Source organism: Acinetobacter nosocomialis, assembly GCF_041021905.1.
Taxonomy (GTDB): domain Bacteria; phylum Pseudomonadota; class Gammaproteobacteria; order Pseudomonadales; family Moraxellaceae; genus Acinetobacter; species Acinetobacter nosocomialis.
This window is the reverse complement of record NZ_CP157432.1, coordinates 313,578-338,985: the sequence shown is the minus strand read 5'-3', so window position 1 is coordinate 338,985 and position 25,408 is coordinate 313,578. Positions and strand designations below refer to the sequence as shown.

23 protein-coding genes and 5 tRNA genes are annotated in these 25,408 nt (G+C 40.0%); 1 reads left to right on the top strand and 27 read right to left on the bottom strand.

Features of this window, described 5'->3' with window-relative positions:
* Nucleotides 1-66: 66 nt before the first annotated feature.
* From rpoB to ABLC00_RS01490, 27 genes are all read right to left on the bottom strand, one after another.
* Nucleotides 67-4,155: a DNA-directed RNA polymerase subunit beta gene (gene rpoB, locus ABLC00_RS01620; RefSeq protein WP_002156925.1), complete on the bottom strand. Its 4,089-nt coding sequence runs from the start codon at nt 4,153-4,155 to the stop codon at nt 67-69.
* 304 nt (nt 4,156-4,459) lie between these two features.
* On the bottom strand, nt 4,460-4,831 hold the full coding sequence (rplL, locus tag ABLC00_RS01615) for a 50S ribosomal protein L7/L12 (protein WP_001229360.1): 372 nt from the start codon (nt 4,829-4,831) through the stop codon (nt 4,460-4,462).
* A gap of 42 nt (nt 4,832-4,873) precedes the next feature.
* Nucleotides 4,874-5,380 (bottom strand): 50S ribosomal protein L10, encoded by a 507-nt coding sequence (gene rplJ / locus ABLC00_RS01610; RefSeq protein ID WP_002157004.1) that lies wholly within the window; start codon nt 5,378-5,380, stop codon nt 4,874-4,876.
* A gap of 319 nt (nt 5,381-5,699) precedes the next feature.
* Nucleotides 5,700-6,395: a 50S ribosomal protein L1 gene (gene rplA, locus ABLC00_RS01605; RefSeq protein WP_002156922.1), complete on the bottom strand. Its 696-nt coding sequence runs from the start codon at nt 6,393-6,395 to the stop codon at nt 5,700-5,702.
* A 3-nt stretch (nt 6,396-6,398) separates the two neighbouring features.
* Nucleotides 6,399-6,827 carry a 50S ribosomal protein L11 gene (gene rplK / locus ABLC00_RS01600; protein ID WP_001074682.1) on the bottom strand — a complete coding sequence of 143 codons (429 nt, stop codon included), beginning with the start codon at nt 6,825-6,827 and terminating at the stop codon, nt 6,399-6,401.
* Between the two features lie 109 nt (nt 6,828-6,936).
* Nucleotides 6,937-7,470, bottom strand: coding sequence for a transcription termination/antitermination protein NusG (nusG, locus tag ABLC00_RS01595; RefSeq protein ID WP_002115092.1), 534 nt, complete (start codon nt 7,468-7,470; stop codon nt 6,937-6,939).
* A 7-nt stretch (nt 7,471-7,477) separates the two neighbouring features.
* Nucleotides 7,478-7,918: a preprotein translocase subunit SecE gene (gene secE / locus ABLC00_RS01590; protein ID WP_002157045.1), complete on the bottom strand. Its 441-nt coding sequence runs from the start codon at nt 7,916-7,918 to the stop codon at nt 7,478-7,480.
* Between the two features lie 75 nt (nt 7,919-7,993).
* A tRNA-Trp gene (locus ABLC00_RS01585) sits at nt 7,994-8,069 on the bottom strand.
* A gap of 60 nt (nt 8,070-8,129) precedes the next feature.
* Nucleotides 8,130-9,320 carry an elongation factor Tu gene (tuf, locus tag ABLC00_RS01580; RefSeq protein WP_002157016.1) on the bottom strand — a complete coding sequence of 397 codons (1,191 nt, stop codon included), beginning with the start codon at nt 9,318-9,320 and terminating at the stop codon, nt 8,130-8,132.
* A gap of 159 nt (nt 9,321-9,479) precedes the next feature.
* Nucleotides 9,480-9,554: transfer RNA gene (locus ABLC00_RS01575), tRNA-Thr, on the bottom strand.
* A 13-nt stretch (nt 9,555-9,567) separates the two neighbouring features.
* Nucleotides 9,568-9,643, bottom strand: a tRNA-Gly gene (locus tag ABLC00_RS01570).
* A gap of 36 nt (nt 9,644-9,679) precedes the next feature.
* Nucleotides 9,680-9,763: transfer RNA gene (locus ABLC00_RS01565), tRNA-Tyr, on the bottom strand.
* 56 nt (nt 9,764-9,819) lie between these two features.
* Nucleotides 9,820-9,895: transfer RNA gene (locus ABLC00_RS01560), tRNA-Thr, on the bottom strand.
* A gap of 98 nt (nt 9,896-9,993) precedes the next feature.
* Complete coding sequence (gene trpE, locus ABLC00_RS01555; RefSeq protein WP_002053173.1) at nt 9,994-11,487, bottom strand: anthranilate synthase component I; 1,494 nt, start codon at nt 11,485-11,487, stop codon at nt 9,994-9,996.
* Between the two features lie 108 nt (nt 11,488-11,595).
* The gene (locus tag ABLC00_RS01550) at nt 11,596-12,264 is read right to left on the bottom strand and encodes a phosphoglycolate phosphatase (protein WP_002053177.1); all 669 of its coding nucleotides are present in this window, start codon (nt 12,262-12,264) and stop codon (nt 11,596-11,598) included.
* Nucleotides 12,265-12,329: 65 nt separating this feature from the next.
* The gene (locus tag ABLC00_RS01545; RefSeq protein WP_004710890.1) at nt 12,330-12,959 is read right to left on the bottom strand and encodes an FHA domain-containing protein; all 630 of its coding nucleotides are present in this window, start codon (nt 12,957-12,959) and stop codon (nt 12,330-12,332) included.
* 40 nt (nt 12,960-12,999) lie between these two features.
* Complete coding sequence (gene gspD, locus ABLC00_RS01540) at nt 13,000-15,276, bottom strand: type II secretion system secretin GspD (protein WP_044423594.1); 2,277 nt, start codon at nt 15,274-15,276, stop codon at nt 13,000-13,002.
* A 41-nt stretch (nt 15,277-15,317) separates the two neighbouring features.
* Entirely contained in the window at nt 15,318-16,154 is an 837-nt protein-coding gene (locus ABLC00_RS01535; protein ID WP_033846939.1) for a type II secretion system protein N, read from the bottom strand.
* The gene (gene gspN, locus ABLC00_RS01530) at nt 16,154-16,897 is read right to left on the bottom strand and encodes a type II secretion system protein N (protein ID WP_004710896.1); all 744 of its coding nucleotides are present in this window, start codon (nt 16,895-16,897) and stop codon (nt 16,154-16,156) included. Before gspN ends, ABLC00_RS01535 begins: the two co-directional genes overlap by 1 nt.
* Before the next feature lie 331 nt (nt 16,898-17,228).
* The gene (locus ABLC00_RS01525; protein WP_002053185.1) at nt 17,229-17,555 is read right to left on the bottom strand and encodes an H-NS family nucleoid-associated regulatory protein; all 327 of its coding nucleotides are present in this window, start codon (nt 17,553-17,555) and stop codon (nt 17,229-17,231) included.
* 194 nt (nt 17,556-17,749) lie between these two features.
* Complete coding sequence (locus ABLC00_RS01520; protein ID WP_016803694.1) at nt 17,750-18,190, bottom strand: thioesterase family protein; 441 nt, start codon at nt 18,188-18,190, stop codon at nt 17,750-17,752.
* A 7-nt stretch (nt 18,191-18,197) separates the two neighbouring features.
* The gene (locus tag ABLC00_RS01515) at nt 18,198-19,391 is read right to left on the bottom strand and encodes a hypothetical protein (RefSeq protein WP_033846938.1); all 1,194 of its coding nucleotides are present in this window, start codon (nt 19,389-19,391) and stop codon (nt 18,198-18,200) included.
* A 9-nt stretch (nt 19,392-19,400) separates the two neighbouring features.
* Nucleotides 19,401-20,240, bottom strand: a complete 840-nt coding sequence (locus ABLC00_RS01510) for a hypothetical protein (RefSeq protein ID WP_031956189.1) — start codon at nt 20,238-20,240, stop codon at nt 19,401-19,403.
* A gap of 8 nt (nt 20,241-20,248) precedes the next feature.
* Nucleotides 20,249-21,016 (bottom strand): uroporphyrinogen-III synthase, encoded by a 768-nt coding sequence (locus ABLC00_RS01505; RefSeq protein WP_031956188.1) that lies wholly within the window; start codon nt 21,014-21,016, stop codon nt 20,249-20,251.
* A gap of 4 nt (nt 21,017-21,020) precedes the next feature.
* Entirely contained in the window at nt 21,021-21,938 is a 918-nt protein-coding gene (hemC, locus tag ABLC00_RS01500) for a hydroxymethylbilane synthase (RefSeq protein ID WP_193786317.1), read from the bottom strand.
* Between the two features lie 99 nt (nt 21,939-22,037).
* A complete protein-coding gene (locus ABLC00_RS01495; RefSeq protein WP_004710910.1) occupies nt 22,038-22,778 on the bottom strand; it encodes a LytTR family DNA-binding domain-containing protein in 741 nt (246 codons plus the stop codon).
* Between the two features lie 60 nt (nt 22,779-22,838).
* A complete protein-coding gene (locus ABLC00_RS01490; RefSeq protein WP_033846936.1) occupies nt 22,839-23,978 on the bottom strand; it encodes a sensor histidine kinase in 1,140 nt (379 codons plus the stop codon).
* Between ABLC00_RS01490 and argH the strand changes: the two genes are divergently transcribed.
* Nucleotides 23,969-25,402 carry an argininosuccinate lyase gene (gene argH / locus ABLC00_RS01485; protein WP_033846935.1) on the top strand — a complete coding sequence of 478 codons (1,434 nt, stop codon included), beginning with the start codon at nt 23,969-23,971 and terminating at the stop codon, nt 25,400-25,402. The genes ABLC00_RS01490 and argH overlap by 10 nt on opposite strands.
* Nucleotides 25,403-25,408: the final 6 nt, after the last annotated feature.

Sequence of the window (25,408 nt, the reverse complement as noted above, 5' to 3'; positions counted from 1 at the left end):
GAAGCCTCGCTTACCCGACTGGGTCACAAATATTGTTTTTTCCTAAAAAATCGTGAGTCTTACGACTTAATCACCATTTTTCAGTTCAATGTTGATACCTAAAGAACGGATCTCTTTGGTCAATACGTTGAACGATTCAGGCATACCCGGATCCATATAATGGTTACCATCTACAATATTCTTATAGATGCGAGTACGGCCTTCAACGTCATCCGATTTCACTGTGAGCATTTCTTGGAGTGTATATGCTGCACCGTATGCTTCAAGTGCCCATACTTCCATCTCACCGAAACGCTGACCACCGAATTGTGCTTTACCACCAAGCGGTTGTTGTGTAACTAATGAGTAAGAACCAGTTGAACGCGCATGCATCTTGTCATCAACTAAGTGGTTCAACTTCAACATGTACATGTAACCAACAGTTACTGGACGGTCAAACTGTTCACCTGTACGTCCATCAAACAATACTGTTTGACCTGTACGTGAAATGTCAGCCAACTCAAGTAAATCTTTAATTTGACTTTCTTCAGCACCATCAAATACAGGAGTAGCCAAAGGAACACCAGCACGCAAGTTGCCTGAAAGTGCTAGGATTTCATCATCAGTCAAGCTATCAAGATCTTCTTGCTCGCCACCGACTTTGTTATAAATCTTGTCTAAGAATTCACGTAGTTCTAAAACTGTACGCTGTTCTTTCAACATTTTTTCGATTTTGTCACCAAGCCCTTTAGCCGCCATACCCAAGTGAGTCTCGAGAATCTGACCCACGTTCATACGAGATGGTACGCCCAACGGGTTCAATACGATATCTACAGGTACACCGTTCGCATCGTGTGGCATGTCTTCAACAGGTAAGATGTTAGAAACAACACCCTTGTTACCATGACGACCAGCCATCTTATCACCAGGCTGAATACGACGTTTAACAGCTAAGTAAACTTTAACAACTTTCAATACGCCAGTTGTTAACTCATCACCTGTTGCAAGCTTACGTTTCTTCTCAGCGAATTTCTCATCGATTTCTGCGCTCTTCTCTTTCAAGAACACTTGAATCTGAGTTAAACGCTCAGCGATTGCTTCATCTGTCGGTTGAATTTCAAGTAAATCAACAAGCTCTAAACCAGACAATAAATCTTCAGAAAGTTTATCGCCACGTTTAGTTGAACCACCGCCATTAGACTCTTGGCCTTTAAGTAAACGGATTACACGTTCACGAGCCGCTTCTTCGAAGATTTTATATTCTTCTTTCAAGTCTTTACGATAAGAATCAAGCTGTGCTTTTTCAATCGCTAATGCACGGTCATCTTTCTCTAAGCCATCACGAGTGAAGACTTGAACGTCGATAACTGTACCTTTAGTACCAGATGGAACACGTAAAGATGAATCTTTAACGTCAGCAGCTTTTTCACCAAAGATTGCACGAAGCAATTTTTCTTCAGGAGTTAACTGAGTTTCGCCTTTAGGGGTTACTTTACCAACTAAGATGTCACCAGCAGTAACTTCAGCACCGATATAAACGATACCTGATTCATCAAGTTTAGAAAGCGCAGCTTCACCTACGTTAGGAATATCGGCAGTAATTTCTTCTGCACCTAACTTAGTATCACGTGCCACACATGACAATTCTTGAATATGAATAGAAGTTAAACGGTCTTCTTGAAGAACACGCTCAGATAATAAGATCGAGTCTTCATAGTTGTAACCATTCCATGTCATGAACGCTACACGCATGTTTTGACCAAGCGCAAGTTCACCCATGTCTGTTGACGGACCATCTGCCAAGATGTCACCACGAGCAACTTTGTCGCCCAAATTCACGATAACATTTTGGTTAATACAAGTATTTTGGTTCGAACGTGTATATTTGATGAGGTTATAGATATCTACACCTGCCTCACCTGCAACCATTTCATCTTCGTTTACACGAATAACGATACGAGAAGCATCTACATATTCAATTGCACCACCACGGTTTGCGATTACACACACACCCGAATCACGTGCTACATTCGCTTCCATACCAGTACCAACAAGAGGCTTGTCAGCACGTAAAGTAGGAACAGCCTGACGTTGCATGTTCGAACCCATCAATGCACGGTTCGCGTCATCGTGTTCAAGGAATGGAATAAGTGATGCAGCAACAGATACAACCTGCTGTGCAGAAACGTCCATATGCGTCACTTTTTCAGGTGGCATACGTACGAATTCACCTTGGTGACGAACAGAAACAAATTCTTCTGTTAAGTTGCCATCTTTATCTACTGCTGAGTCGGCCTGTGCAATAACAGTACCTACTTCTTCAATTGCAGATAAATATTCAACATCATCAGTTACACGACCATCTACAACTTTACGGTATGGTGTTTCCAAGAAACCGAAGTCATTCGCTTTTGCATATACAGAAAGCGAGTTAATCAAACCAATGTTTGGACCTTCAGGTGTTTCAATTGGACACACACGACCATAGTGAGTTTGATGTACGTCACGTACTTCAAAGCCTGCACGTTCACGTGTTAAACCACCTGGGCCAAGCGCAGATACACGACGCTTATGTGTAATCTCAGATAATGGGTTGTTTTGGTCCATGAACTGAGATAACTGGCTTGAACCAAAGAATTCTTTGATTGCAGCAGCAACTGGCTTAGCATTAATCAAGTCTTGTGGAGACAAGTTATCAGTTTCTGCTTGGCTTAAACGCTCTTTAACAGCACGCTCAACACGTACTAAACCAACACGGAATTGGTTCTCTGTCATTTCACCAACAGAACGTACACGACGGTTACCTAAATGGTCGATATCGTCTACTTCGCCTTTACCGTTACGGATTTCAACCAACGTACGTAATACATCGATGATATCTTCGTGCGATAAAATACCTTCAACTTCACGAGATTTTTGATCAGTGCCAACTTCGTAAGGACGACCTAGACGACGGTTGAACTTCATACGACCTACTGGAGATAAGTCATAACGCTCAGAAGAGAAGAATAAGTTATTGAATAGGTTTTCAGCAGCTTCTTTTGTTGGCGGCTCGCCTGGACGCATTACTTTGTAGATTTCTACTAATGCTTCTTCACGTCCCGCTGTTGTGTCTGCACGCAATGTATCAGCAACAAATGAACCACGGTCGATGTCGTTCGTGAATAGGATGTTAAATTGTTTAACACCACCTTCTGCCAACTTCACCATTACTTCATGGCTTAACAACGTATTTGCAGCAATTACTTCACCATCACGTAAAGTAATATCTTCAGCCGTAATACGTTCATATAAGTACTCATCAGGAACTGAAAGTTTAGTTAAACCTGCAGCTTCCATTTGACGTACGTGACGCGCATTAATACGTTTGCCTTGCTCAACAATGACTTTACCTTCATTGTCAGCAATATCAAATTGAGCCATTTCACCACGTAAACGCTCAGGAACAAGGTCAATTTGATAGCTGCCCATGTCAAGATACACAGGTACTTTTTCGTAGAACAAATTCAAGATTTGTTCATTGTTATAACCTAGTGCACGTAACACAACAGTAGCAAGTAATTTACGACGACGGTCAATACGTACGTAAACAAGGTCTTTTGCATCAAATTCAAAGTCTAACCATGAACCACGGTAAGGAATGATACGTGCTGAATACAACACTTTACCACTTGAGTGAGTCTTACCTTTATCATGGTCAAAGAATACGCCTGGTGAACGGTGTAATTGAGATACGATTACACGCTCAGTACCATTGATAACAAAGGTACCGTTTTCAGTCATGAGTGGAATTTCACCCATATAGACTTCTTGTTCACGTACGTCTTTAATTGATTTAGTTTCGCGATCTTTAATAATCAAACGAATTTTAACGCGCATTGGTGCCGCATAAGTCGAACCACGAAGAATACATTCGCGTACATCGAACTCAGGTTTACCAAGGCTATACTCAACAAATTCTAAAGCAGCATTGCCAGAATAACTTTCGATAGGAAAAACTGAACGAAATGCGGCTTGGAGACCGATATCTTCGCGGTTTTTTGGAGTTTTGCCATCTTGCAAGAATGTTCTGTACGAATCGACCTGAATCGATAGTAAGTACGGTGCATCCATTACTTGGGGCAATTTACCAAAATTCTTACGGATCCGTTTCTTTTCGGTATATGAGTATGCCATCTGGAGTCCTCGGAAAGTAAACTAAGCCCGCCTGCAGAACGGGCTCAGAAGGAATTACGCAGGCCGATATGGCCACCACTGTTTACAAATGCTGCAATTTTTAGTGGTATAAAAACGCTTAACAATATTTTTAAAAAAGAAAAATATTGGTAAACATTTGAAATTTCTTGTTTTATTTAGATTTTTCTAAAAATCAAACAAAACTAACAAAAATCGAGCCGATTATTGTAACGCAAAAAGGCTGATGACCCAAGAGCCATCAGCCATTTTATGGAGCCGATTTAAAAACCGACTCCTTTTACAATTACTTAAGTGTAACTGTAGCACCAGCTTCTTCAAGTTTCTTCTTAAGTTCTTCGCCTTCTTCTTTAGAAACGCCTTCTTTAAGAACTTGAGGAGCACCTTCAACTAGGTCTTTAGCTTCTTTAAGACCAAGGCCAGTTGCTTCACGAACTGCTTTAATAACAGCTACTTTGTTAGCACCGAAAGAAGTCAACTCAACGTTGAATTCAGATTGTTCTTCAGCAGCTGCAGCAGCGCCACCAGCTGGAGCAGCAACAGCAACAGCTGCAGCTGAAACGTTGAATTTCTCTTCGAAAGCAGAAATTAATTCAACAAGTTCAAGAACAGTTTTTTCAGCAACTGCGTTTAAGATTTCTTCGTTAGTTAAAGCCATGAGAATAACTCCAAATGGATATTGAATGGTGTGTAAAATTGATTAAGCAGCTTCTGACTCGTTTTTCTCTTTGAGCGCTGTAATGAGGCGACCCAATTTCGAAATAGGAGCTTGAAGAACAGAGGCAAGCATAGTAAGCGCTTTCTCTTGGTTTGGAAGATTAGCAATTACGCTAACATCAGCACCTTGATAAACTTTGCCGTCAAATGCAGCAGCTTTTAATTCAAATGCTTTGTTAGTTTTTGCAAATTCTTCAAACAAGCGTGCAGCTGCACCCATGTCATCTTCAGAAGTTGAAAAACCTAGAATTGTTGGACCAACAAGGTTGTCGTTCAAGATATCAAATTGAGTACCTTGGAATGCGCGCTTAGCCAAAGTGTTACGTACGATACGTGTAGTTACACCTAACTTACGAGCTTCAACACGAAGTGTTGTTAATTGCTCTACGCTTAAACCTTGATAGTCAGCAACAACGGCTGCAAACGCTTTAGAAGCAACTTCACTTACTTCTGAAACGATCTGTTTTTTGTCTTCGATAAGAAGAGCCATTGTAAAACCTCCTAAGGTGATTTATGCACCCAATGGGCACACTCCCAATTCGTAAGCCTTTCGACTTACACGCGGAGGAGGAACAAATCACACCACCGCGTCTACGCAGGCTGGATTATTAAGAAAAGCCGCTATCCGAAAATAACGCCTTCTCGCCTGAGGTCTTTGACGCTGATAAATTCTCATTCATCAATTCAAAGTCCGCCTGATAAGCAAGAGTCAAAGCGTTGCTTTAACTGCGCAAAAATAGAAACTTATTTCTATTTTTGCTACCTACTCAATCAGGACTTTAAAATTCTGTACAGAACTAAGTTAAAACTTAGTTAGAAACGTTGTTTACATCAACAGTAAGACCAGGACCCATAGTTGAGCTCAAAGTGATCTTTTTGATGTATACACCTTTAGAAGTTGCAGGTTTTAACTTTTTCAAGTCAGCAACTAAAGTTTCAACGTTTTGACGGATTGCAGCAGCATCAAAGCCAACTTGACCAATCGCAGCGTGGATAATACCCGCTTTGTCTACACGGTAACGAGCCTGACCAGATTTCGCGTTTTTAACAGCATTCGCAACATCAGGAGTTACAGTACCTACTTTAGGGTTTGGCATTAAACCACGTGGACCAAGAATTGTACCGAGCTTACCAACAACACGCATAGCGTCTGGAGCAGCGATCACAACATCAAAGTCAAGGTTTCCACCTTGGATGCTTTCAGCAAGGTCATCAAAACCTACAACATCAGCACCAGCTTCTTTAGCAGCTTCTGCTTGAGCGCCTTGAGCAAATACAGCTACACGTACAGTTTTACCAGTACCTGCAGGTAATGTAGTCGCACCACGAACAACCTGATCAGATTTACGTGGATCTACACCAAGGTTTACAGAGATGTCTAAAGATTCTTTGAACTTTGCAGCAGGTAAGCTGTTAAGAACCTGTACTGCTTCTTCCAAAGTGTAAACTTTGTTTGCTTCTACAGCAGCAGCAATGGCTTTTTGACGTTTAGTTAACTTTGCCATGTCTTATAGCTCCACTTCCAAGCCCATAGAACGTGCAGAACCAGCAATGGTACGAACACGCGCGTCTAAATCAGCACCAGTTAAGTCTGGTTCTTTAGTAGTCGCGATTTCTTCTAATTGAGCACGAGTCAACTTACCAACTTTAGTTTTGTTAGGTACAGATGAACCCTTTTGGATACCAGCAGCTTTCTTAAGAAGAATAGAAGCTGGAGGAGTTTTCATGATGAATGTGAACGACTTGTCGTTGTACACAGTAATCACTACAGGAATTGGAAGACCTGGTTCAACTTTTTGTGTAGCAGCATTGAATTCTTTACAGAATGCCATGATGTTTACACCACGTTGACCTAGTGCAGGACCAATTGGTGGAGATGGATTTGCTTTACCAGCTGGAACTTGCAGCTTGATATAGCCGTCAATCTTCTTAGCCATTTTAAAATACCTCTGGGTACAGGCGCCGTTAGGCTCCCCAATTTCTACGTAACAACACTGTTACAACAACAATGCCCGATAAAATCGGGCGCTTTTCAACCAATTAAGATTAAATCGTTTTTTCGACTTGGCGAAATTCGAGTTCAACCTGAGTTGGTCGATTAAACACGTTAATCGTCAACGTTAAACGTGACTTGTCGTATTGAACCTCTTCCACCACACCTTTAAAGTCTGTGAATGGACCGTCAATAACGAGTAATTCTTCACCTGGTTCAAACATCGTCTTAGGACGTGGAGCTTCACCAGTATTACGTACACGCGCAAGAATCGCATCTGCTTCACGTTGAGTGATTGGCGCAGGTTTTTCAGGTGTACCCCCGATAAAACCTAATACTTTTGGACATTCTTTAACAATGTGCCAAGTATCATCATTCATTTCCATTTCAACTAACACATAGCCAGGAAAGAATTTACGCTCAGATTTACGTTTCTTACCATCCTTCATTTCTACCACTTCTTCGGTAGGAACTAGGACATCACCAAAGCTATCGGCAACAGCGCTACGCTGGATTCGTTCTGTAAGTGAACGCATCACTTGTTTTTCATAACCAGAGTAGGCATGAATAATGTACCAACGTTTCATAGCTCTTTTACCCGATAATCAACTTAATTAACCAACCCAAACCATAGTCGAAGCACCATAATACTAACGATGCAACAACTACAACCAATAGAACTTGCCACGATGTAGTGACTGTTTCTTGTTTTGTTGGCCAAGTTACTCGACGCAATTCGACTCGTGCATCTTTCAGCAAACGAACGAAGCCTTTACCTTGATGGGTGGCGTATAATAAACCTAAAGCCACAACGATACAAGCAAAAATTACCCCAACGCGCACCCATACATTATTTGCAGGGGCCCAATACGCTGGTAAATGCTGATTCACCATGGTAGCCGAGAGCAATAATGCAATTGCTATCACCCATAGAACGATATCTAAAGGCGAACCAGTACGAACAACTTCAGCAGAATTATTTCTTTGAGGAATTGGCGCGTCGCTCAATGCGTCACGCGATTTATCATTCGACATTTTTGTACTCGTCGTAGAACTCGCGACTTATTATATGAACAACTAAGCCAGCATCAAGCTTTTTATTTCAAAATATGGCAGGTCAGGAGGGACTCGAACCCCCAACATTCGGTTTTGGAGACCGACGCTCTACCAATTGAACTACTGACCTATAAAGCAAGTTGAGAGCCAAAGCTCTCAACTTGAGACGTAATACGTCACTATATTATGCTTATGCAGTTACTTTCGCAACAACACCAGCACCTACAGTACGACCACCTTCACGGATCGCAAAACGTAGACCTGGGTCCATTGCGATTGGGTGGATTAATTCTACTGACATTTCAACGTTGTCACCTGGCATTACCATTTCAACGCCTTCTTTCAACTGGATCGCACCAGTTACGTCAGTTGTACGGAAGTAGAACTGTGGACGGTAACCATTTAAGAATGGAGTGTGACGACCACCTTCTTCTTTAGAAAGTACGTATACTTCTGCGTCGAATTTAGTGTGCGGCTTGATTGTACCTGGTTTAGCAAGTACTTGACCACGTTGTACGTCTTCACGTTTAGTACCACGAAGTAATACACCACAGTTCTCGCCTGCACGGCCTTCGTCAAGAAGTTTACGGAACATTTCTACGCCAGTTACAGTTGTTTTAACTGTATCTTTAATACCAACGATCTCTACTTCTTCACCAACTTTAACGATACCAGATTCTACACGGCCTGTTACTACTGTACCACGACCAGAAATTGAGAATACGTCTTCGATTGGCATTAAGAATGCTTTGTCGATAGCACGTTCTGGTTCTGGGATGTAAGAGTCAAGAGCTGCTACAAGAGCAAGAACTGATTCTTCACCGTAAGGACCTGCTTCACCGTTAAGAGCAGCAAGAGCTGAACCACGGATTACTGGAGTGTCATCACCTGGGAAGTCGTAAGTAGAAAGAAGTTCACGAACTTCCATTTCTACTAATTCAAGTAATTCTTCGTCGTCAACAAGGTCGCATTTGTTTAAGAATACGATGATGTAAGGTACACCAACCTGACGAGAAAGAAGGATGTGTTCACGAGTTTGTGGCATTGGACCGTCAGTCGCAGCACATACAAGGATCGCGCCGTCCATCTGAGCAGCACCAGTGATCATGTTTTTAACGTAATCGGCGTGGCCCGGGCAGTCAACGTGTGCGTAGTGACGAATTGGAGAATCGTATTCTACGTGTGAAGTATTAATTGTAATACCACGTGCTTTTTCTTCAGGTGCTGAGTCGATTTGCGAGTAATCTTTCGCTTCACCGCCGTAAGTTTTTGCACAAATAGTTGCAATCGCAGCAGTTAAAGTTGTTTTACCATGGTCAACGTGACCGATTGTACCCACGTTTACGTGTGGTTTATTACGTTCAAACTTGGCTTTAGCCATGATGATCTTCCTCGTTTACGTCGAACCAACTACAAATGGCGCTGAACTAACTCAGCTTATCGACATATCGCCTAAAAAACAGACACCCAATACTTGAAAAGCAGACTATATAGCCTGCTTTCTGAAAACTTTGTGGAAATCCACTCAAACTTTAATATCTGGAGCTCTTATCGAGATTTGAACTCGAGACCTCTCCCTTACCAAGGGAGTGCTCTACCACTGAGCTATAAGAGCGACTATCCTTCGATGGAGCGGGAGACGAGGATCGAACTCGCGACATGCAGCTTGGAAGGCTGCCGCTCTACCAACTGAGCTACTCCCGCAACGTTGGTAATAACCACTTCATTCGAAGTTTAGGATGGTGGTGAGAGAAGGATTCGAACCTTCGAAGCTTTCGCAACAGAGTTACAGTCTGCCCCCTTTGGCCGCTCGGGAATCTCACCAATATCGCACTTATCTACAGTGCTGTTCTTTACTCATTCAACTTAACACTTTAAAATGGTGCCGGCACACGGATTCGAACTGTGGACCTACTGATTACAAGTCAGTTGCTCTACCAACTGAGCTATGCCGGCGTTTCTTAGTGTTTCGTACGTTTCGTATCGGAACGGTGTGCAGTTTAGCAAAACTTCCAAACGATGCAAGCGGTTTTTTAAAAAAAACCGCTAAAAACTCATAAAATCAATCCGTTTGATGATAATTCAACCGCTTTGATCACTGCGCGAGCTTTTATTTGGGTTTCATTCCACTCAGATTCTGGATTTGAGTCAGCAACAAGCCCTGCTCCAGCTTGCACATACACTTTTTTATCACGGATAACACAAGTACGGATTGCAATCGACATATCCATTTCACCATGCCAACCTAAATATCCCACTGCTCCACCAAAGACACCTCGTTTTACGGGCTCTACTTCATCAATAATTTCCATTGCGCGTATTTTTGGGGCACCGGATAAGGTTCCTGCCGGGAAGGTTGCCTTAAATACATCAAGTGCATCGATATCATCACGCACTTCCCCTTGCACATTTGAAACAATATGCATGACATGTGAATAGCGCTCAATTACCATTTGATCTGTTACTTGGACCTTACCAATTTTTGATACACGCCCTACATCATTTCGACCAAGGTCAATCAGCATCAAATGTTCAGCAATCTCTTTTTCGTCAGAGAGCAAATCTTTTTCTAGTGCAATATCTTCTTCTTTAGTTTTACCGCGTGGTCTGGTTCCCGCTAACGGCCGAACCGTAGCAATACCATTTTCTAAACGAGATAAAATTTCTGGCGAAGAACCTACTATATGAAATGGTTTTTTATCAGTAATCGTTTGGCCTTGAACTAAAAATAGATAAGGTGAAGGATTTAGATGACGTAATGCACGGTAAACCTGTAAAGCTTCTCCATCAAATTCGGAAACCATACGTTGCCCTGGAACAACCTGCATCACATCGCCAGCACGAATGTATTCTTTAACTTTTTCTACTGTCTCTAAAAATTTTGCTTTACCAGTGATCGATTCAAAATGTGGAGGTGTATGCGGCTTCGCTTGCAAACTAACTGGTGTTGCCAACAGTTGTTCTAATTGATCTAATTTTTGTTGAGCATCATTATAGGCGTTACTCTGCTCTGCATCCGCATGAACAATTAAAAATAACGTATCTTTAAGATTGTCAAAAACAATAACCGTTTTTGAAAGCATCAACCATAAATCTGGAAGCGTAATTGGATCGGCTGTAGGAACATTCTTTAAACGTGGCTCGATATAACGGACTGCGTCATAGCCCAAATAACCTACTAATCCGCCTGTAAAGCTTGGTAAATCTGGTAATAGATCGGCTGGGGGTACTTTAAATTGTTTTTGGAATTCACGAATGTATTGAAATGGATCTAGACAATCTTGTTGTGTGATTGATCCATCAGCATGCTGTATAGATAAAACACCAGCATTGCAGGAAAAAACTGTTGATTCACCCAATCCAATCATAGAATAGCGAGCCCAGTTCTCTCCACCTTCAACTGATTCAAACAAGTAAGCTTGTGTTTGATCTTTAAAGCGGGCAAAAACCGATAATGGAGTTTCAGTATCTGCTAATCGTTGACGATAGACTGGAATAGTATTGTAACCAGCAGTTTTAAGTTGCTCAAATTGCGCTAATGTTGTCATGAATCTTCTCTAATATGGTTTCGATTTAAAAGTGTGTTTTTCTAGATTCGAGTTAGACACGCCATCGAAAAACCATACGCTTATTCATTCTTATCTCCATTTTCTTCATTAGACAATTAACTCAGCAAGACTATCAACAACTTGCTGAGGTTGGCAATCATAGATATTTTCTCCATGATTATAGCCATAGCTAACCACAATACAATCAATTCCGGCACGGCGGGCAGCTTCAATATCATTACTTGAGTCACCAATCATTAAGGACTGTGAAGCAGATGTTTTTAGGCTTTCCATGCAATGTAATAGTGGTAGTGGGTGCGGTTTTCTTTCAGGTAAGCTATCTCCTCCAAGTACAACTTGAAAATAAGGAGAAAGCTCTAAGGCATCCAACAGTCCCTGAGCAAGCTTGACAGGCTTATTGGTAACACATGCCATTTTTATATTCAAAGTTTGGCAATGTTTTAAAAATTCAGGTACGCCTGGGTAAATTTGAGTATTTACACACAGCTCTGCACCATATATGTCTACAAACTTTTGCAATAAAACCTGATGTTGTTCAGCATCCAATTTTCCAAATATATGAAGCAGAACACTTTCACAAAGTTTTGAAGCCCCTTTGCCTACCCATTCCCGTATTTGTGCTTCTGTTACTAATGGCCAACTAAGTGATTGCAGACTTAAGTTCATAGACCGATATAAATCGGCAGCAGAATCAACCAAGGTTCCATCTAGGTCAAATAAAATTAAATCGCGCTTACTTAGTTGTGCAACAGACATTTTCTTCTACTCAAAATTAAAAAGGCATGCGTTTAGCATGCCTTGATTGTAAATGCACCAACGAATTATTTAAAGAATAACCATGCCAATACAGCCAAAATCACTAAAATAATAATAGTAATTAAACCAATAGATGCATTCTTTTGCTGCTCTTTTTCTTCAGCTACACGAGAAACAGGTTCTTCAATAGCAACCGGAGTTTGCTCAGGCTGAGCATGAATATTCACTCCTTCAGGAATCGGTGCAGGTTTTGGAATAGAAATATTCTGCGGCATACCATCGTGGCGAACTTCCACCTCTGCAGCACGCTCTGCAAGGCTTGGCATGCCTTGATCACTTAAATCTTGTGCCGGTGCAGCTTGTACTGGCTCTGCTTCAATTTCAGGTAAATCATTATTTTCTTGAGCAGGCGCTAGTACTGAAAATTTAAAACTTGCAAATTGAACAATATCGCCATCATGCAGCTGCTTTTCTTGCTCAATACGAATATCGTTTATAAATGTACCATTTGATGAATTAAGGTCTTGCACCCATAACAATTGGTCCTTTAAAAGCAATGCCGCATGGCGACGCGAAATTTCAGCGGCCTGTAATAGCAAATCAGCATCTTGATGACGTCCCACCAACATATCACGATCAATACTAATTTCTTGACCAGTAAATTCACCAGTAATTGCTTGTAGTTTCCAAGTCATGCCTATGTCCTATTCATTTTTTATCAATCATAACATGCTACTACGGTGCCGTGCTTGGACGCAGTGTCGTTGTTGTTACTGTATTTTTAGTTCGATTCACTTCCGGATCAGGTAACTGCAAGGTCTGTTTCTGAACAGCAGGCTCTACCGCCACTGGTGTGGTTATGGTCGTGCTTTTTCCACCTGATGGAACCTGTTGATAATTTTTGGATTGAGTTCCAATACTTGGTGGTGTCATTTTTTGATTGTAAACATCATCAACCTGCTCAGGTAATTTTGCGAAATTACCATTTTTATCCATAGCCAATTGCAAGCTATAAAGCTGATTATAGCGCTGCTGAGATAAACGGCGAACATCATTCGCATCGCCTACAATTGTTGGGTGAATAAAGACAAGTAGATTACGTTTTACATTACTTCTATTATCCGATCGGAATAATCGCCCCACATAAGGGATACTACTTAATCCTGGTATACCTTGCCTTGAAAGTGATGTGTCATCTGATACCAAACCACCCAGCACTACAGTCTGCCCATGTTCCGCCAAAACAGCTGTTTTAATAGCACGTTTACTTGTCACCAAGTCAGCAGCTTGCCCACGACTATCCTGAACAGCAGAGACCTCTTGCTCTACTTCCAGACGCACTGTACCGCCTTCACCAATATGTGGAATAACTTTTAATGTTACACCGACATCTTTGCGTTCCACAGTAGTGTATGGATTAATACCCGTACTATTGGTAGTGACTGATCCTGTGACAAATGGAACGTTTTGACCTACAACAATATAAGCTTCTTCATTATCCATCGTTACAATGGATGGCGTTGAAAGTAAGTTTGATTTTGTATTGGTTTTGAGAGCTTGAATTAATGCACCATACGCCTTACGAGAGTTATCAAAACTACCCAATCCTAAAGTTGCACCATTACCTTTATTAGCTCCATTAGCGATAGCAGATGCAGCTCCAGCCGTCCCACCTGATAAATAACCAGCAGCAATAGAAGATAAACTCGCCCCTACATTACTAAAGCTAAGTAAACCAATTCCACTAGATAAATCGCCGAGCGCCCATTGAATTCCAAGTTGATCTGCATCATCTCCAGAGACTTCAATAATTGCGGCCTCGATAAGCACTTGTTGACGACGGACGTCTAGTTGTTGAATTGCAGATTCAATTTCACGCATTAATTGGGGATCAGCTTTAACCACCAATGAGTTCTGAGCATTATCTGCAATAATACTTACACCATTTTGGTTAAAGCTGGTGATATTGTTCTGATTACTATTGTTTGAATTACCACTTAGGTTGATTGATGGGGTAGATATTGAACTACCATTTGAACCCGACGTGTTTGAACTAGAATTTTGGTTATTCCCAATCAAACCATTAATCGAATTTGATGAATTAGATGAGTTCTTATTGTTGCCAGAAGAAGATACTGCTTGACCAGTGACTAGTCCTTGTAAAATTTCTGATAAATTTTTAGCACTCGCATATTTTAGTCTAAAAACTTTTAAGCCACCCAAACGATCAGCAGAAGGCACATCCAGCATTTCAATCATGTGGCGAATACGCTTACGTGTTTCTGGATCACCTTTTACTAAAATACGGTTTGTTCGGTTGTCTGCAATAATACGAATACGAGCACCGCTAAAATCTTTAGATGCACCTGTTGCGCTCATTGCTTCAAGTTGTGTGATGATTTCTTCTGCTTGGCTCGATTGAAGATTGATCGCTTCAATATCGTTTTGCCCAGTCCCGTCTAAGTTACGGATAATATTTTCAAGCTGATAGATATTTGCTGCACGGTCCGAAACAATCAGTGCATTGGTTCCTGCAATCGCAGCCATATGCGCAAACTGAGGCATTAAAGGGCGAAGTGCTGGAATTAAGTCATTTGGATTAGTATTTTCAAGCCAAATCACTCGTGTAACGATTTGATCTCCACGAACCCTATTTCTAGCATCATAAGGAATTCCTGAGTTTTTAACGTTGCTATCCGGCACAAGCTTAATCGTATTACCAGAAGGAATTGCAACAACCCCATTTACATTTAAAACCCCAAGAAATAGGTCATAAACTTCATCTTTATTTAATGGCTTATTAGAAATGACCGTGACGTTACCACGTACTCTTGGATCTACAGCGAAGTTCTTTCCTGTAATGTCTGCAACTTCATTAATAAAAGCAGTTAAGTCAGCATCACGTAAATTGATCTTCCATGTTTGGGCATAGGCACTGCTACTCACTGTCGCAATCAATGGGGCTGCTGCAAGTAATGCCCAAAGTGGACGTTGATGATTCAATAAAGCCATAACTCGCGATATTTCCTAACTCTTATGGTGACGTGTTATCACTAAAAATTTTGTTGTATGGTCATCACTTGATCACCACGTTTTATTTCTATTTTTACTTGCCCTGCTCGACGAGCTTGTTCAAGTAATTGCACATCCGTTTGCCCTTGCCCAACCGTTTGACCATTTAAAGAGACAATTCGATCGCCAGGCCTTAAACCTAACTTATTTCTAAGCGCAGTCGGTGTACGTTCTGTAACTTCATAACCTTCACTTGAGTTGCCACTGACCCCCATATCTTTGAGGTACTGCTCTCGATTACCTTGCATCTGCTGAATCGCTTGCCCTAGGGCTTGTTGGGTCGTATTTACAGGTGCCGCAGGTTGAGAAGGTGTAGTAGGTTGTTGTGAAGCATCTGGCGTCATCGGTTGATATAAACCATTTGGCAAACCTTTAAACTCAAGTTCTCGGGTACTGCCATTTCCTTGACGTAACACCACATGATCCCAATAAACTTCTGCCAGTTGGTAAGAAGTAGAACCAATGGTTTCACCAACCCGATAACGCTCAGCAATATTATCAACTTTAATAACAGCCGAAGAGAAGCGGTTTGGATAACCCACCATTACGCCTTGTAATTCTAGATTCACACTTTCCTGAGCCGCATTGGCAGAAGGTTCATTAAAAAGTGAAAAAGTACTAATGTTTGGTATTTGTGGCTGCTGAGAACCGAGCTCTACCCGATCAAACTGCATCATTTGTGGAGGAGCAATCACCAACCAAAAAAATGAAGCCAATTTCCAACACAACCATAAAATTAAAATGGCTAAGACGACTACACTGAGTCGATCTAATTTTTGCCATTGTAATTGCTGTAATTTATCAAGCCATGCTTTCATTAGTTACCACCTTGTAGTAATGGTTGGCGAGAACTAATGACAAAAGTGTCTAAACCAGCTTTTCCATCATAAGATGGAACGTTAAGCAATAAACGCTGCGTGAGTTGAACATCAAGCATCATATTGGCATCAAGTAAAAGATTCGCCATTTTTTGATTTCGCTGATCACGGATGTCAACTTGTAGCTGTCCATTGTGGTCAGCCAACTGCCCACTTAAAGAAGGCATGTTCATACGATCTTGACGATCACCAATATTATAAACTAGCGCTCCACCACCCCAATGCAACTGTCCATCAACCGCTGCAAAGCCTTGCTCTTTTTTATAATTAAATTGAATATCTTTAAGTTGAATACTATTTACAGGCCATTGCCAGTTCACAATCTGCTTCAGTGTTTCTGGAGCAACTTGACCATTCATATTTCGTACAATTACTTTTTTGCCAAAACCATATGCCATGATTCCCGCTAATTGTGTATTACCGCTATGAATATCAACATCTGCAGCAAAGCGTAATAAAAGTAAATCTAGAGGTCTCGTTTTCCAGTGAATGGTTCCCCGTAAAGCACCACGATGCCAATCTGCTTGCCCCTGCCAGATGTTGCCACTTACATTATGGACAGTTTGATTATTTTTTGAAAATTTAGAGATAAGCCAAGTCGCCGGAATCTGTAAAATAATAAAAATTAAAAATGCAATGAGGGCAAAAAACCACCACTTCCATTGCTTAGACTTTTTCTTCATTCAGCCTTACCAACATGCAAATTATCGTCCTTATATGAGAGTTCCTCTCTAGTCTGACATTATGCATACTTTTTCAACATCGCCAATTCACTTCATATAAAAAAACCAAGCAATCAGGCTTGGCGTCTTCTTAAAGACTATAAGTTGTACGTATGACAAAATCATGAAAATTGACGATTGATCTCACTAAATGCAAATTTAGTCTCAACAATGTATTTATTCAGGAATTTAAACACTTTATTGAATACTTTATTTTTTAAATAAAAGTTTTAATTCTTTTTAAAATAAAAAAGCCAAGCTAAATCGCTTGGCTTTTTAAGAAGCAATACAATTAGATTAAGAAATCTTCAAGTTTTGCACCCTTTTCAATTTCAGCAACTAACCAGCGTGGTTGTTTACCGCGACCAGTCCAAGTCTCTTCAGAGTTGTTTTTGTTACGGTAGCGTGGTTCTACAGATTTACGTGTTGTTTTCTTACGTTTTTGAGCACCAAACTCAAGAAGTTGTTCAACACTAAAACCTACATTTTCAGCAATCTCGATAATTTGATTATATGCATCTTCAATTGCTTGATCTTTTTTGCTTGCAATTAAAGCTTCTGCTTCTTCTTGTAAGCGTTTTAACTCTTCAACAGATAATTCACTAATATCCGGTTTCATTAATAAATACTCCAGTCTTACAGACAATTCAAATAATACAGACAAAATTTAAAAACATTAAATCATAACCAATAGTATTTATAATCTATTCAATAAGCAATAGTTTGAAAGACGAGTTCGTCAGAATAATGCTATAAATTTACTTTTTAATTACATTAATAATTATAATTGAAATATATTTTCTTAATATTTATTTAAGCTAAATGTATTAAGTCATGCCCTACTGATTTTTCTAATTCAATAATTTTACTTTTTACTTCATTTGGTATTTCACATTTTAAACCTGTAGATTTATCTACACAAACCATTACTGCTTCAGCTGTAGCAATGATTTGCTGCTGCGTTTCACTCCATAATATATAAGCCATACGGAATGCGCTATTGCGCATCTCTTCTACACGAACCCCTACTTTCAATACATCTGGATAAAACACAGGTTTTAAATATTTGCACTGACTTGAAGCAACAACAGTATATATATTTGGGGTCAATATATTTACATTTTCCATATATAAAATACGTGAGCTTTCAATATATCTATAATATTGTACATTATTGACATGACCAAAAGCATCCATATCTCCCCATGCTACTTTCTGGTCGTATATTACAGGGTAGACAGACAGTTCTTTCATTTTTACCTCATATTTTAAATTTTAAAAAATTCGCATCATTTTCAAAGATTAGGTTTAACTGTTTGATTAACTCATCATCTTCTTTTAAGGTTGATTTAATACGTAAATAGCTCATTAAAATATTATCTGGGTATAAACTTAATAATATTTCTGCTTCAGCTTGACGCTCCGTTGCCATGTAAACATGCCATTTTGCAAATGTTAAAACCGGCAAATTCATATATTGAGATTCGAATTGATTAATCTTTTCCTCAACATCTGCATAGTCAGGAACCTGCTTAAGCAATTGTTGCTGAAACCATAAGTAAAATACGTCTGGATCAAATTGCTCTTTGAGTAAATGCAAGGTTAATGCTTCATGCTGAATACTCATTTCTGGCATACGTGCCAAAAGTTTTAGCCATAGCAATTTACTACTATAAGGTCTGGTTTGAATTTCAGACTCTAAATCTAGATAGCGCTGTTGCAGTGCATGTAAATCGTCTACCGAAGCTTGATCGAATTGTTGTAGAAGCTGTTGCAACCATAAATCACGATGCTCAGCATCCAATAATCCATACTTCATTGAACGCAAATATATCCATGGTTGCTGTAAAGCAAGCTGCCCCCATAACGCGGTTAATCGTTGTTGATATGCAGTCTCGATCTCTTCAAGCCAAGGTGATAATTGATGTTGATATAGAAACTCAAGATGAGTTAATGCACGTTCAGCTTCATTTTGAGCTAAAAATATTTCAATACGCTGCAACTCGGCTAATTCAAAAGCCATTGGTGGGGATTGATCTAAAGCATCTAATGCTTTTTGATAATCTCCACTTAAAACTAAAAACTTGGCATCAATAATATTTTTTAAAAGACCCGACTGAGTAAAAACGCGTTCGATAAATACCCGTTGGTCTTCGGCCGCTTCTAATAGCCAAACAATACCTAATTGCTCATAAGGATGAAGGTTTTTAAATTGAAAAATATTTTCTCTTTTCCTCTGTTCACGCGAGGAATAACGTTTAATCCAAAGCCATATTAACTGAGCAATAAAACTCATCACAACAAAGGTAAGGACTAAGCCCCACACATTTGTTTGCAGTTGCAATTGACGCCAGTAGATATAGACGTAACCCATGCCGTAGCCATAACTCAATAAAGCTAAAGCCGCAAAAAGTACTAAGCTAATGAGTAGATAAACCCATAGGAGATGTTTCATATGTCCTCCTTATGAGCCTAATAGACCAAGAGTTGATAATTTAGGCACAGGCACGATAGATAAGTGAGCCACTTTAGCAATACGGTTTTTCAATTGTTGACTGGTGGCGTCTGGCAGTTCATTTAGTTTTTGCATTACTGATTGCAGCTCATTTTGATACTCTGCCATCTTTCCTTGATTTAGTGCCTGCTCAGCAATTAAGAGTCTTAATTGCACTTCTTTAAATACAACACTTCGATTCATTAAATTAATAGACGGCGTTTCTACTTTTTCAATACGGAACCATTTTTTCCACCAAGACACTGCCTCGGATTGATCCATTTCAAGTTTAGGTTGAGCTAATGCTTGTTGAATATTCTTATCAATAGTTTGCAGTAAATCATCAATCAATTGATGACGCTGATTTTGAGCAATTACGTATTGCTGTATTGCCTGTTTATCCTGTTCAATCGCCTGATTTAAACTGTGTTGTAATGCCGGGGCAATTTCATATTGGGGTAAGGATTGTTGTAGCTGAGTTAAATGATCTACCGCATAAATAAACTGTTGTTGATCTATCGCAAACTGAATTAAATCTAATTTTTGTTTAATGACCACCGTTGGCGCAATACCAGTATGAATGATTTCATGATTTGTTAAAGGTGCTGTTTGAACGTCACTACTCGACTGAGTCTGTGTTTGTCTTTTTAATGCCACCAATTGATCATTTAAATTGGCATACTGCTGCTCCGATTGCAGTAAGCTCTGCTGAAGCTCAGGAACAGTACGAGAAATTTGCCACATATCGTAACTGAGCTTAGCCAACCAAGCGATGCTCAGCAAAATGATGATAGAAACAAGTTTTCTCATACGAATCCTTATAATGCCTGAATGTGATGAATCATCCCCGAAGGCGATAAATTTTCAAGTTGAATAATGTGAAAATAGGCCTGTTGTTGATCGCGATATTTTTTTACAAGTTGAAAAAGACGTGGCCCTAAAACCAAATATACACAATCAGGTTGTACATTATTTTTTAAACAAAGCTCTAACCAATATTTCCAGCTTGCCTCACTGGTAATTAAGACAAGCCATTTTTCTAAATTATAATTTGAATTCTGTGTCAGATGTTTGAACTTTGAATATGAAACTTCTGGGCACTGTCGATGATATAAGACAAAATTCAAAATCTGAATGCCTTGCTGCTGCAAAGTTTCCATCATAAATTGACGGCCACCTTCACCTCTCCAAAAAGCCACACTACCCGTCTGTCGCATATTATGAAGAATAGGAAGATTGAGCATTCCTTCAGACGTTTCAACATCTGGAACATGTGCTTCAACTCCATATTCATAAAGACGATGTGCCGTAGCCTGTCCAACCGCAATCCACTGAATATGTTTTAAGTCGTCTAGCTTTAAACCACTTTGCTTTAAATATTGCATCCCCACATCAACAGCAGTGGGGCTCACAACTACAATCGCTTGTGCGCCAGATAACTGCTGATAGAGTTGAGCGAGTGATTCTGAAAAAGGTTGAGCAACCAGCTCTAAAAGAGGTAAAGACTCGACCTGAAACCCCTTATTTTGCAAAGCTTGAGTTAATTCAGCCGCACGTGAATCAGGTCGAGTATTAATAAACAGCATAACGTTAGTAAAGGGCCTTTAATAAATCGCCAGCGCCTTGTTCAAGTAAGTTTCGAGCAAGGTTTTCACCTAATTGCTGAGCATTGTGTGCTTCATCTGTGAGTTCAGCACGCAGTAATGTTTGCCCATCAACACTCCCTACACGGCCTTCAATATGAATTTTGCCGTCTTGTAGGGTTGCATAGCCTGCAATTGGAACCTGACAACCACCTTCAAGATAGGCATTAAAAGCACGCTCAGCACGCACACAAACATCAGTCTCTGTATGTAAAAGAGGTTGTATTAAAGCCAATACGTCTTGATCATCTGCACGACATTCTAAACCAAGAGCGCCCTGCCCAACCGCAGGCAAACTTACACTTGGCTCGATACAGTGACGAATGCGTTCTTCTAACCCTAAACGTTTTAAACCAGCGCTCGCCAAAATAATCGCGTCGTATTGACCATCATCTAACTTACTTAAGCGAGTTCCAACATTTCCACGTAAATCAATAATTTGTAGATCTGGGCGTTGTTTTAAAATTTGTGATTTACGACGTAAGCTTGATGTACCAACTCTAGCTCCTTGCGGCAAGTCAGCAAATTTTTCAAAATGATTTGAAACGAAAGCATCTAATGGATCTTCACGTTCGCAAATGACCGCTAAAGTTAAACCTTCTGGTAATGCCATTGGAACATCTTTCATTGAATGCACAGCAAGGTCGGCACGACCATCTAAAAGTGCTGCTTCCAACTCTTTAACGAACAACCCTTTACCACCAATTTTTGCTAAAGGTGTATCTAAAATTTTATCGCCCTGCGTGACAAACTTAACCAACTCCACCGTTAAATCTGGGTGAAGCTCCTGTAAACGGGCACGAATATGTTCTGCCTGCCAAAGAGCAAGTGGGCTTTGTCGTGTAGCAATTTTCAAGGTTTTCATAAATTCAAGCATGGGCTGGTCAAACAATACACCCTAAACTTAACTTGATCCCTTAAAATTGCAAGTAAAATCTCACTGAGAAAATAGGATGCTGACTCATTAAAGTTGGTGTATTCGCTCTCTAAGAGTAGATAAATGACGGCGGCTAACGGAAAGTCTTTCATCCAAGCCACGTAATCGAACCTGATACTGACCTGAACTCACAAGCTCTAAACCATCTAAATAAGCAATTGAGACCAAAGCATTTCGATGAATACGGATAAACTGATCTGCAAATTCAGTTTCAAGTTCTTTTAGCGTTTCATCAATCAAGACACTGCCATTTTTATGTCGTACCGTGACATATTTCTGATCTGCCAAAAAATAATAGATATTTTCAACAGGAATCAGCTCAACACCGCGATAGGTTTTAGCAGCAATTTGATGTCTTTGGGTTTTTAAATCCTGCAAAAGCGTAGGATTAGGTAAGGCACTGAGCTGCGCTTGAGTAAGTTGAGTTAATTGCTTAAAAACCTGCTCAAGTTCTTGAGGGTCAATCGGTTTAAGAAGATAAGCTTGTGCCTGTGATTTAAATGCTTCTAGAGCATGTTGATCATAGGCTGTGCAAAATACGATAGCAGGTCGAGGATTAAGCTGACTTAATTGCTCCGCACAGACGAGACCATTCATACCCGGCATTTGGATATCAAGTAAAATCACATCCGGTTGATGAAGCCGTGCCTGTTCCAAGGCATCTTGGCCATGATGAGCTGTTGCGACAACATCATGTCCCATCTTTGAAACTAAACGTGATAATCGTTCCACTGCAAGTGGCTCGTCATCACAAATTAGCACCTTCATTCATCCTCCTTGTCACCGTTAACTTGGTCCATTTTTTTATGGTTAACTCTGACTGACTTATTATTTTGATTGGTAGTGATAGCTCATAATAGTGGTATATAAAGTTTCACCCTTATACACCTGGAACCTAACAGAGTTCCCATAATACGCCTTCAAGCGCTGCTTAACATTTTCAAGAGCGATTCCATGCCCTTTCCGTGATTTTATTGTATCGTCTGTATAAGGGTTGGTAATGACTATACTGACCTGATTTTGCAATATTTCAACCAATACCCCAATGGTTGCTTTACCTATCATTGGTTCGACCCCATGAAAAATACTATTCTCTAACAAAGGTTGTAATGTCAATAAAGGAATCGTGACCTGCTTTAATTGCAAAGGTTCAATTTCCATTTTCCAGTCAACTTGTAAACGCTCACCTAAACGTATTTGTTCAATTATTAAATATTGTTTACTAAGCTCAATTTCTTCATACAAGCTTACCAATTTTAATTCTTGAAAACTCGCTCTAAATAAACGTGACAGACTAATCAGCATACTTTCTGCTTTATCTGGGTCTATGGTAATTAAACTCACCACATTATTTAAACTATTAAATAAAAAATGAGGATGAATGCGTGCTTGCATAGCCTGAATACGAGCATTTAATTCTGCATATTGTTGGTGTAACCATTGTTCCCGAACATATAAATAGCGTAAACAAAATGCGCCGAGTAATATTCCATAACTTAAATATAATGGGACATGAGTAAAATAAATACTCCAGTCCTGTCCTATAGCAGACATCCTTTTCAAAATTCCGAATTGAAAAAAATTAGTTATGATGGTGGTCGCCACCACAATTGCTTGCAACAAGACAAAACCAATGGCCAAAGCATATTTTTGCTGAAGCTGACTAAAAAAATTTTGAAAATATTCAACTAAAGCAAAAAAAGACAAAATCACCCAGTTAATAAAAATCATATATTGTAAAAGGCGTGACCCACTTAATGCATGCCAAGACTGCGCTTCCGCCAAGGCTAGAACCAATGCCAAAACATTACTTGCAATAATTAATTCTAATAAGTGTTGCCAACGATCAATTTTCGTAAAAAAATAGGAGGAATTTTGATTTCGATATGCTGTAGAAAACAACTTTGTTTGTTGAGCTTCGGCAAGTGATATACTCTTTTTTATTTTACTGAGCCACCATGACCACATCTTCAAATCCCCCTAATTCAGCAGCCCCAAACCAAACCTCAGGTATGTGGGGTGGTCGTTTTTCTGAAGCGACAGACGCTTTTGTAGCAGAATTTACTGCCTCTGTTCAGTTTGACCAACGTTTTTATAAACAAGACATCGCTGGTTCTATTGCGCATGCTACCATGCTTGCGAAAGTTGGCGTACTGACAGAAGCAGAACGAGACGACATTATTGAAGGTTTAAGCACCATTCGCGCAGAAATTGAAGCTGGAAACTTTGAATGGCGTATCGATCTTGAAGATGTTCACATGAACATTGAATCACGTTTGACTCAACGTATCGGCATTACAGGTAAAAAATTACACACTGGTCGTAGCCGTAATGACCAAGTTGCAACGGATATACGTCTTTATCTTCGCGACGAAATTGATGATATTTTAGGCTTATTAGGGCGTTTACAAAAAGGTTTGTTGGGCTTGGCTGCCAAAAATGTAAACACTATTATGCCTGGCTTCACTCATTTGCAAACAGCTCAACCAGTAACTTTCGGCCATCACTTATTGGCATGGTTTGAAATGTTAGTTCGTGACACTGAGCGTCTTCAAGACTGCCGTAAACGTGTAAACCGTATGCCACTTGGTTCTGCGGCGCTTGCTGGTACTACCTATCCGATTGACCGTGCTTACACAGCAGAATTACTAGGCTTTGAAGCTGTATCTGAAAACTCTCTTGATGCTGTATCTGACCGTGATTTTGCCATCGAATTTAATGCAGCAGCATCTTTAATCATGATGCACTTATCACGTATGTCTGAAGAACTTATTCTTTGGACTTCTGCACAGTTTAAATTTGTGAACATTCCTGACCGTTTCTGTACTGGTTCTTCAATCATGCCACAGAAGAAAAACCCTGATGTTCCAGAACTGATTCGTGGTAAATCTGGCCGTGTGTTTGGTGACTTAATTAGTTTACTTACGCTCATGAAAGGTCAGCCATTGGCGTACAACAAAGACAACCAAGAAGATAAAGAACCTTTATTTGATGCAATCGATACAGTTCGTGGTTCACTCATGGCATTTGCAGACATGATTCCTGCATTGGTTCCAAATATTGAAATCATGCGTGAAGCTGCACTTCGTGGGTTCTCGACTGCTACAGACCTTGCTGACTATTTAGTGAAAAAAGGCGTTGCGTTCCGTGATGCGCATGAAATTGTGGGTAAAGCTGTTGCATTAGGTGTGGCTGAAGAAAAAGATTTATCTGAACTCACACTTGAGCAATTACAACAATTCTCTGACCTAATTACAGCAGATGTATTTGATAAAGCTTTGACACTAGAAGCTTCGGTAAATGCACGTGATCATATTGGCGGAACTTCACCAAAACAGGTTGAAGCTGCGATTGCCCGTGCCCATAAACGTCTAGAACAGTTATACGCTTAAGGATAC

Bases quoted from the DNA above. Each gene is read 5' to 3' on its own strand.
- ABLC00_RS01495 (WP_004710910.1), bottom strand. From the start codon at position 22,778: ATGAAGGTGCTAATTTGTGATGACGAGCCACTTGCAGTGGAACGATTA.
- ABLC00_RS01535 (WP_033846939.1), bottom strand. From the start codon at position 16,154: ATGAAAGCATGGCTTGATAAATTACAGCAATTACAATGGCAAAAATTA.
- trpE (WP_002053173.1), bottom strand. From the start codon at position 11,487: ATGACAACATTAGCGCAATTTGAGCAACTTAAAACTGCTGGTTACAAT.
- secE (WP_002157045.1), bottom strand. From the start codon at position 7,918: ATGTCGAATGATAAATCGCGTGACGCATTGAGCGACGCGCCAATTCCT.
- ABLC00_RS01505 (WP_031956188.1), bottom strand. From the start codon at position 21,016: ATGCTGTTTATTAATACTCGACCTGATTCACGTGCGGCTGAATTAACT.
- ABLC00_RS01520 (WP_016803694.1), bottom strand. From the start codon at position 18,190: ATGAAAGAACTGTCTGTCTACCCTGTAATATACGACCAGAAAGTAGCA.
- ABLC00_RS01510 (WP_031956189.1), bottom strand. From the start codon at position 20,240: ATGAGAAAACTTGTTTCTATCATCATTTTGCTGAGCATCGCTTGGTTG.
- rplA (WP_002156922.1), bottom strand. From the start codon at position 6,395: ATGGCAAAGTTAACTAAACGTCAAAAAGCCATTGCTGCTGCTGTAGAA.
- gspD (WP_044423594.1), bottom strand. From the start codon at position 15,276: ATGGCTTTATTGAATCATCAACGTCCACTTTGGGCATTACTTGCAGCA.
- tuf (WP_002157016.1), bottom strand. From the start codon at position 9,320: ATGGCTAAAGCCAAGTTTGAACGTAATAAACCACACGTAAACGTGGGT.
- rplK (WP_001074682.1), bottom strand. From the start codon at position 6,827: ATGGCTAAGAAGATTGACGGCTATATCAAGCTGCAAGTTCCAGCTGGT.
- rplJ (WP_002157004.1), bottom strand. From the start codon at position 5,380: ATGGCTCTTCTTATCGAAGACAAAAAACAGATCGTTTCAGAAGTAAGT.
- argH (WP_033846935.1), top strand. From the start codon at position 23,969: ATGACCACATCTTCAAATCCCCCTAATTCAGCAGCCCCAAACCAAACC.
- hemC (WP_193786317.1), bottom strand. From the start codon at position 21,938: ATGAAAACCTTGAAAATTGCTACACGACAAAGCCCACTTGCTCTTTGG.
- rplL (WP_001229360.1), bottom strand. From the start codon at position 4,831: ATGGCTTTAACTAACGAAGAAATCTTAAACGCAGTTGCTGAAAAAACT.
- ABLC00_RS01545 (WP_004710890.1), bottom strand. From the start codon at position 12,959: ATGACTTGGAAACTACAAGCAATTACTGGTGAATTTACTGGTCAAGAA.
- ABLC00_RS01525 (WP_002053185.1), bottom strand. From the start codon at position 17,555: ATGAAACCGGATATTAGTGAATTATCTGTTGAAGAGTTAAAACGCTTA.
- nusG (WP_002115092.1), bottom strand. From the start codon at position 7,470: ATGAAACGTTGGTACATTATTCATGCCTACTCTGGTTATGAAAAACAA.
- ABLC00_RS01550 (WP_002053177.1), bottom strand. From the start codon at position 12,264: ATGTCTGTTGCACAACTAAGTAAGCGCGATTTAATTTTATTTGACCTA.
- ABLC00_RS01490 (WP_033846936.1), bottom strand. From the start codon at position 23,978: ATGTGGTCATGGTGGCTCAGTAAAATAAAAAAGAGTATATCACTTGCC.
- rpoB (WP_002156925.1), bottom strand. From the start codon at position 4,155: ATGGCATACTCATATACCGAAAAGAAACGGATCCGTAAGAATTTTGGT.
- ABLC00_RS01515 (WP_033846938.1), bottom strand. From the start codon at position 19,391: ATGAAACATCTCCTATGGGTTTATCTACTCATTAGCTTAGTACTTTTT.
- gspN (WP_004710896.1), bottom strand. From the start codon at position 16,897: ATGAAGAAAAAGTCTAAGCAATGGAAGTGGTGGTTTTTTGCCCTCATT.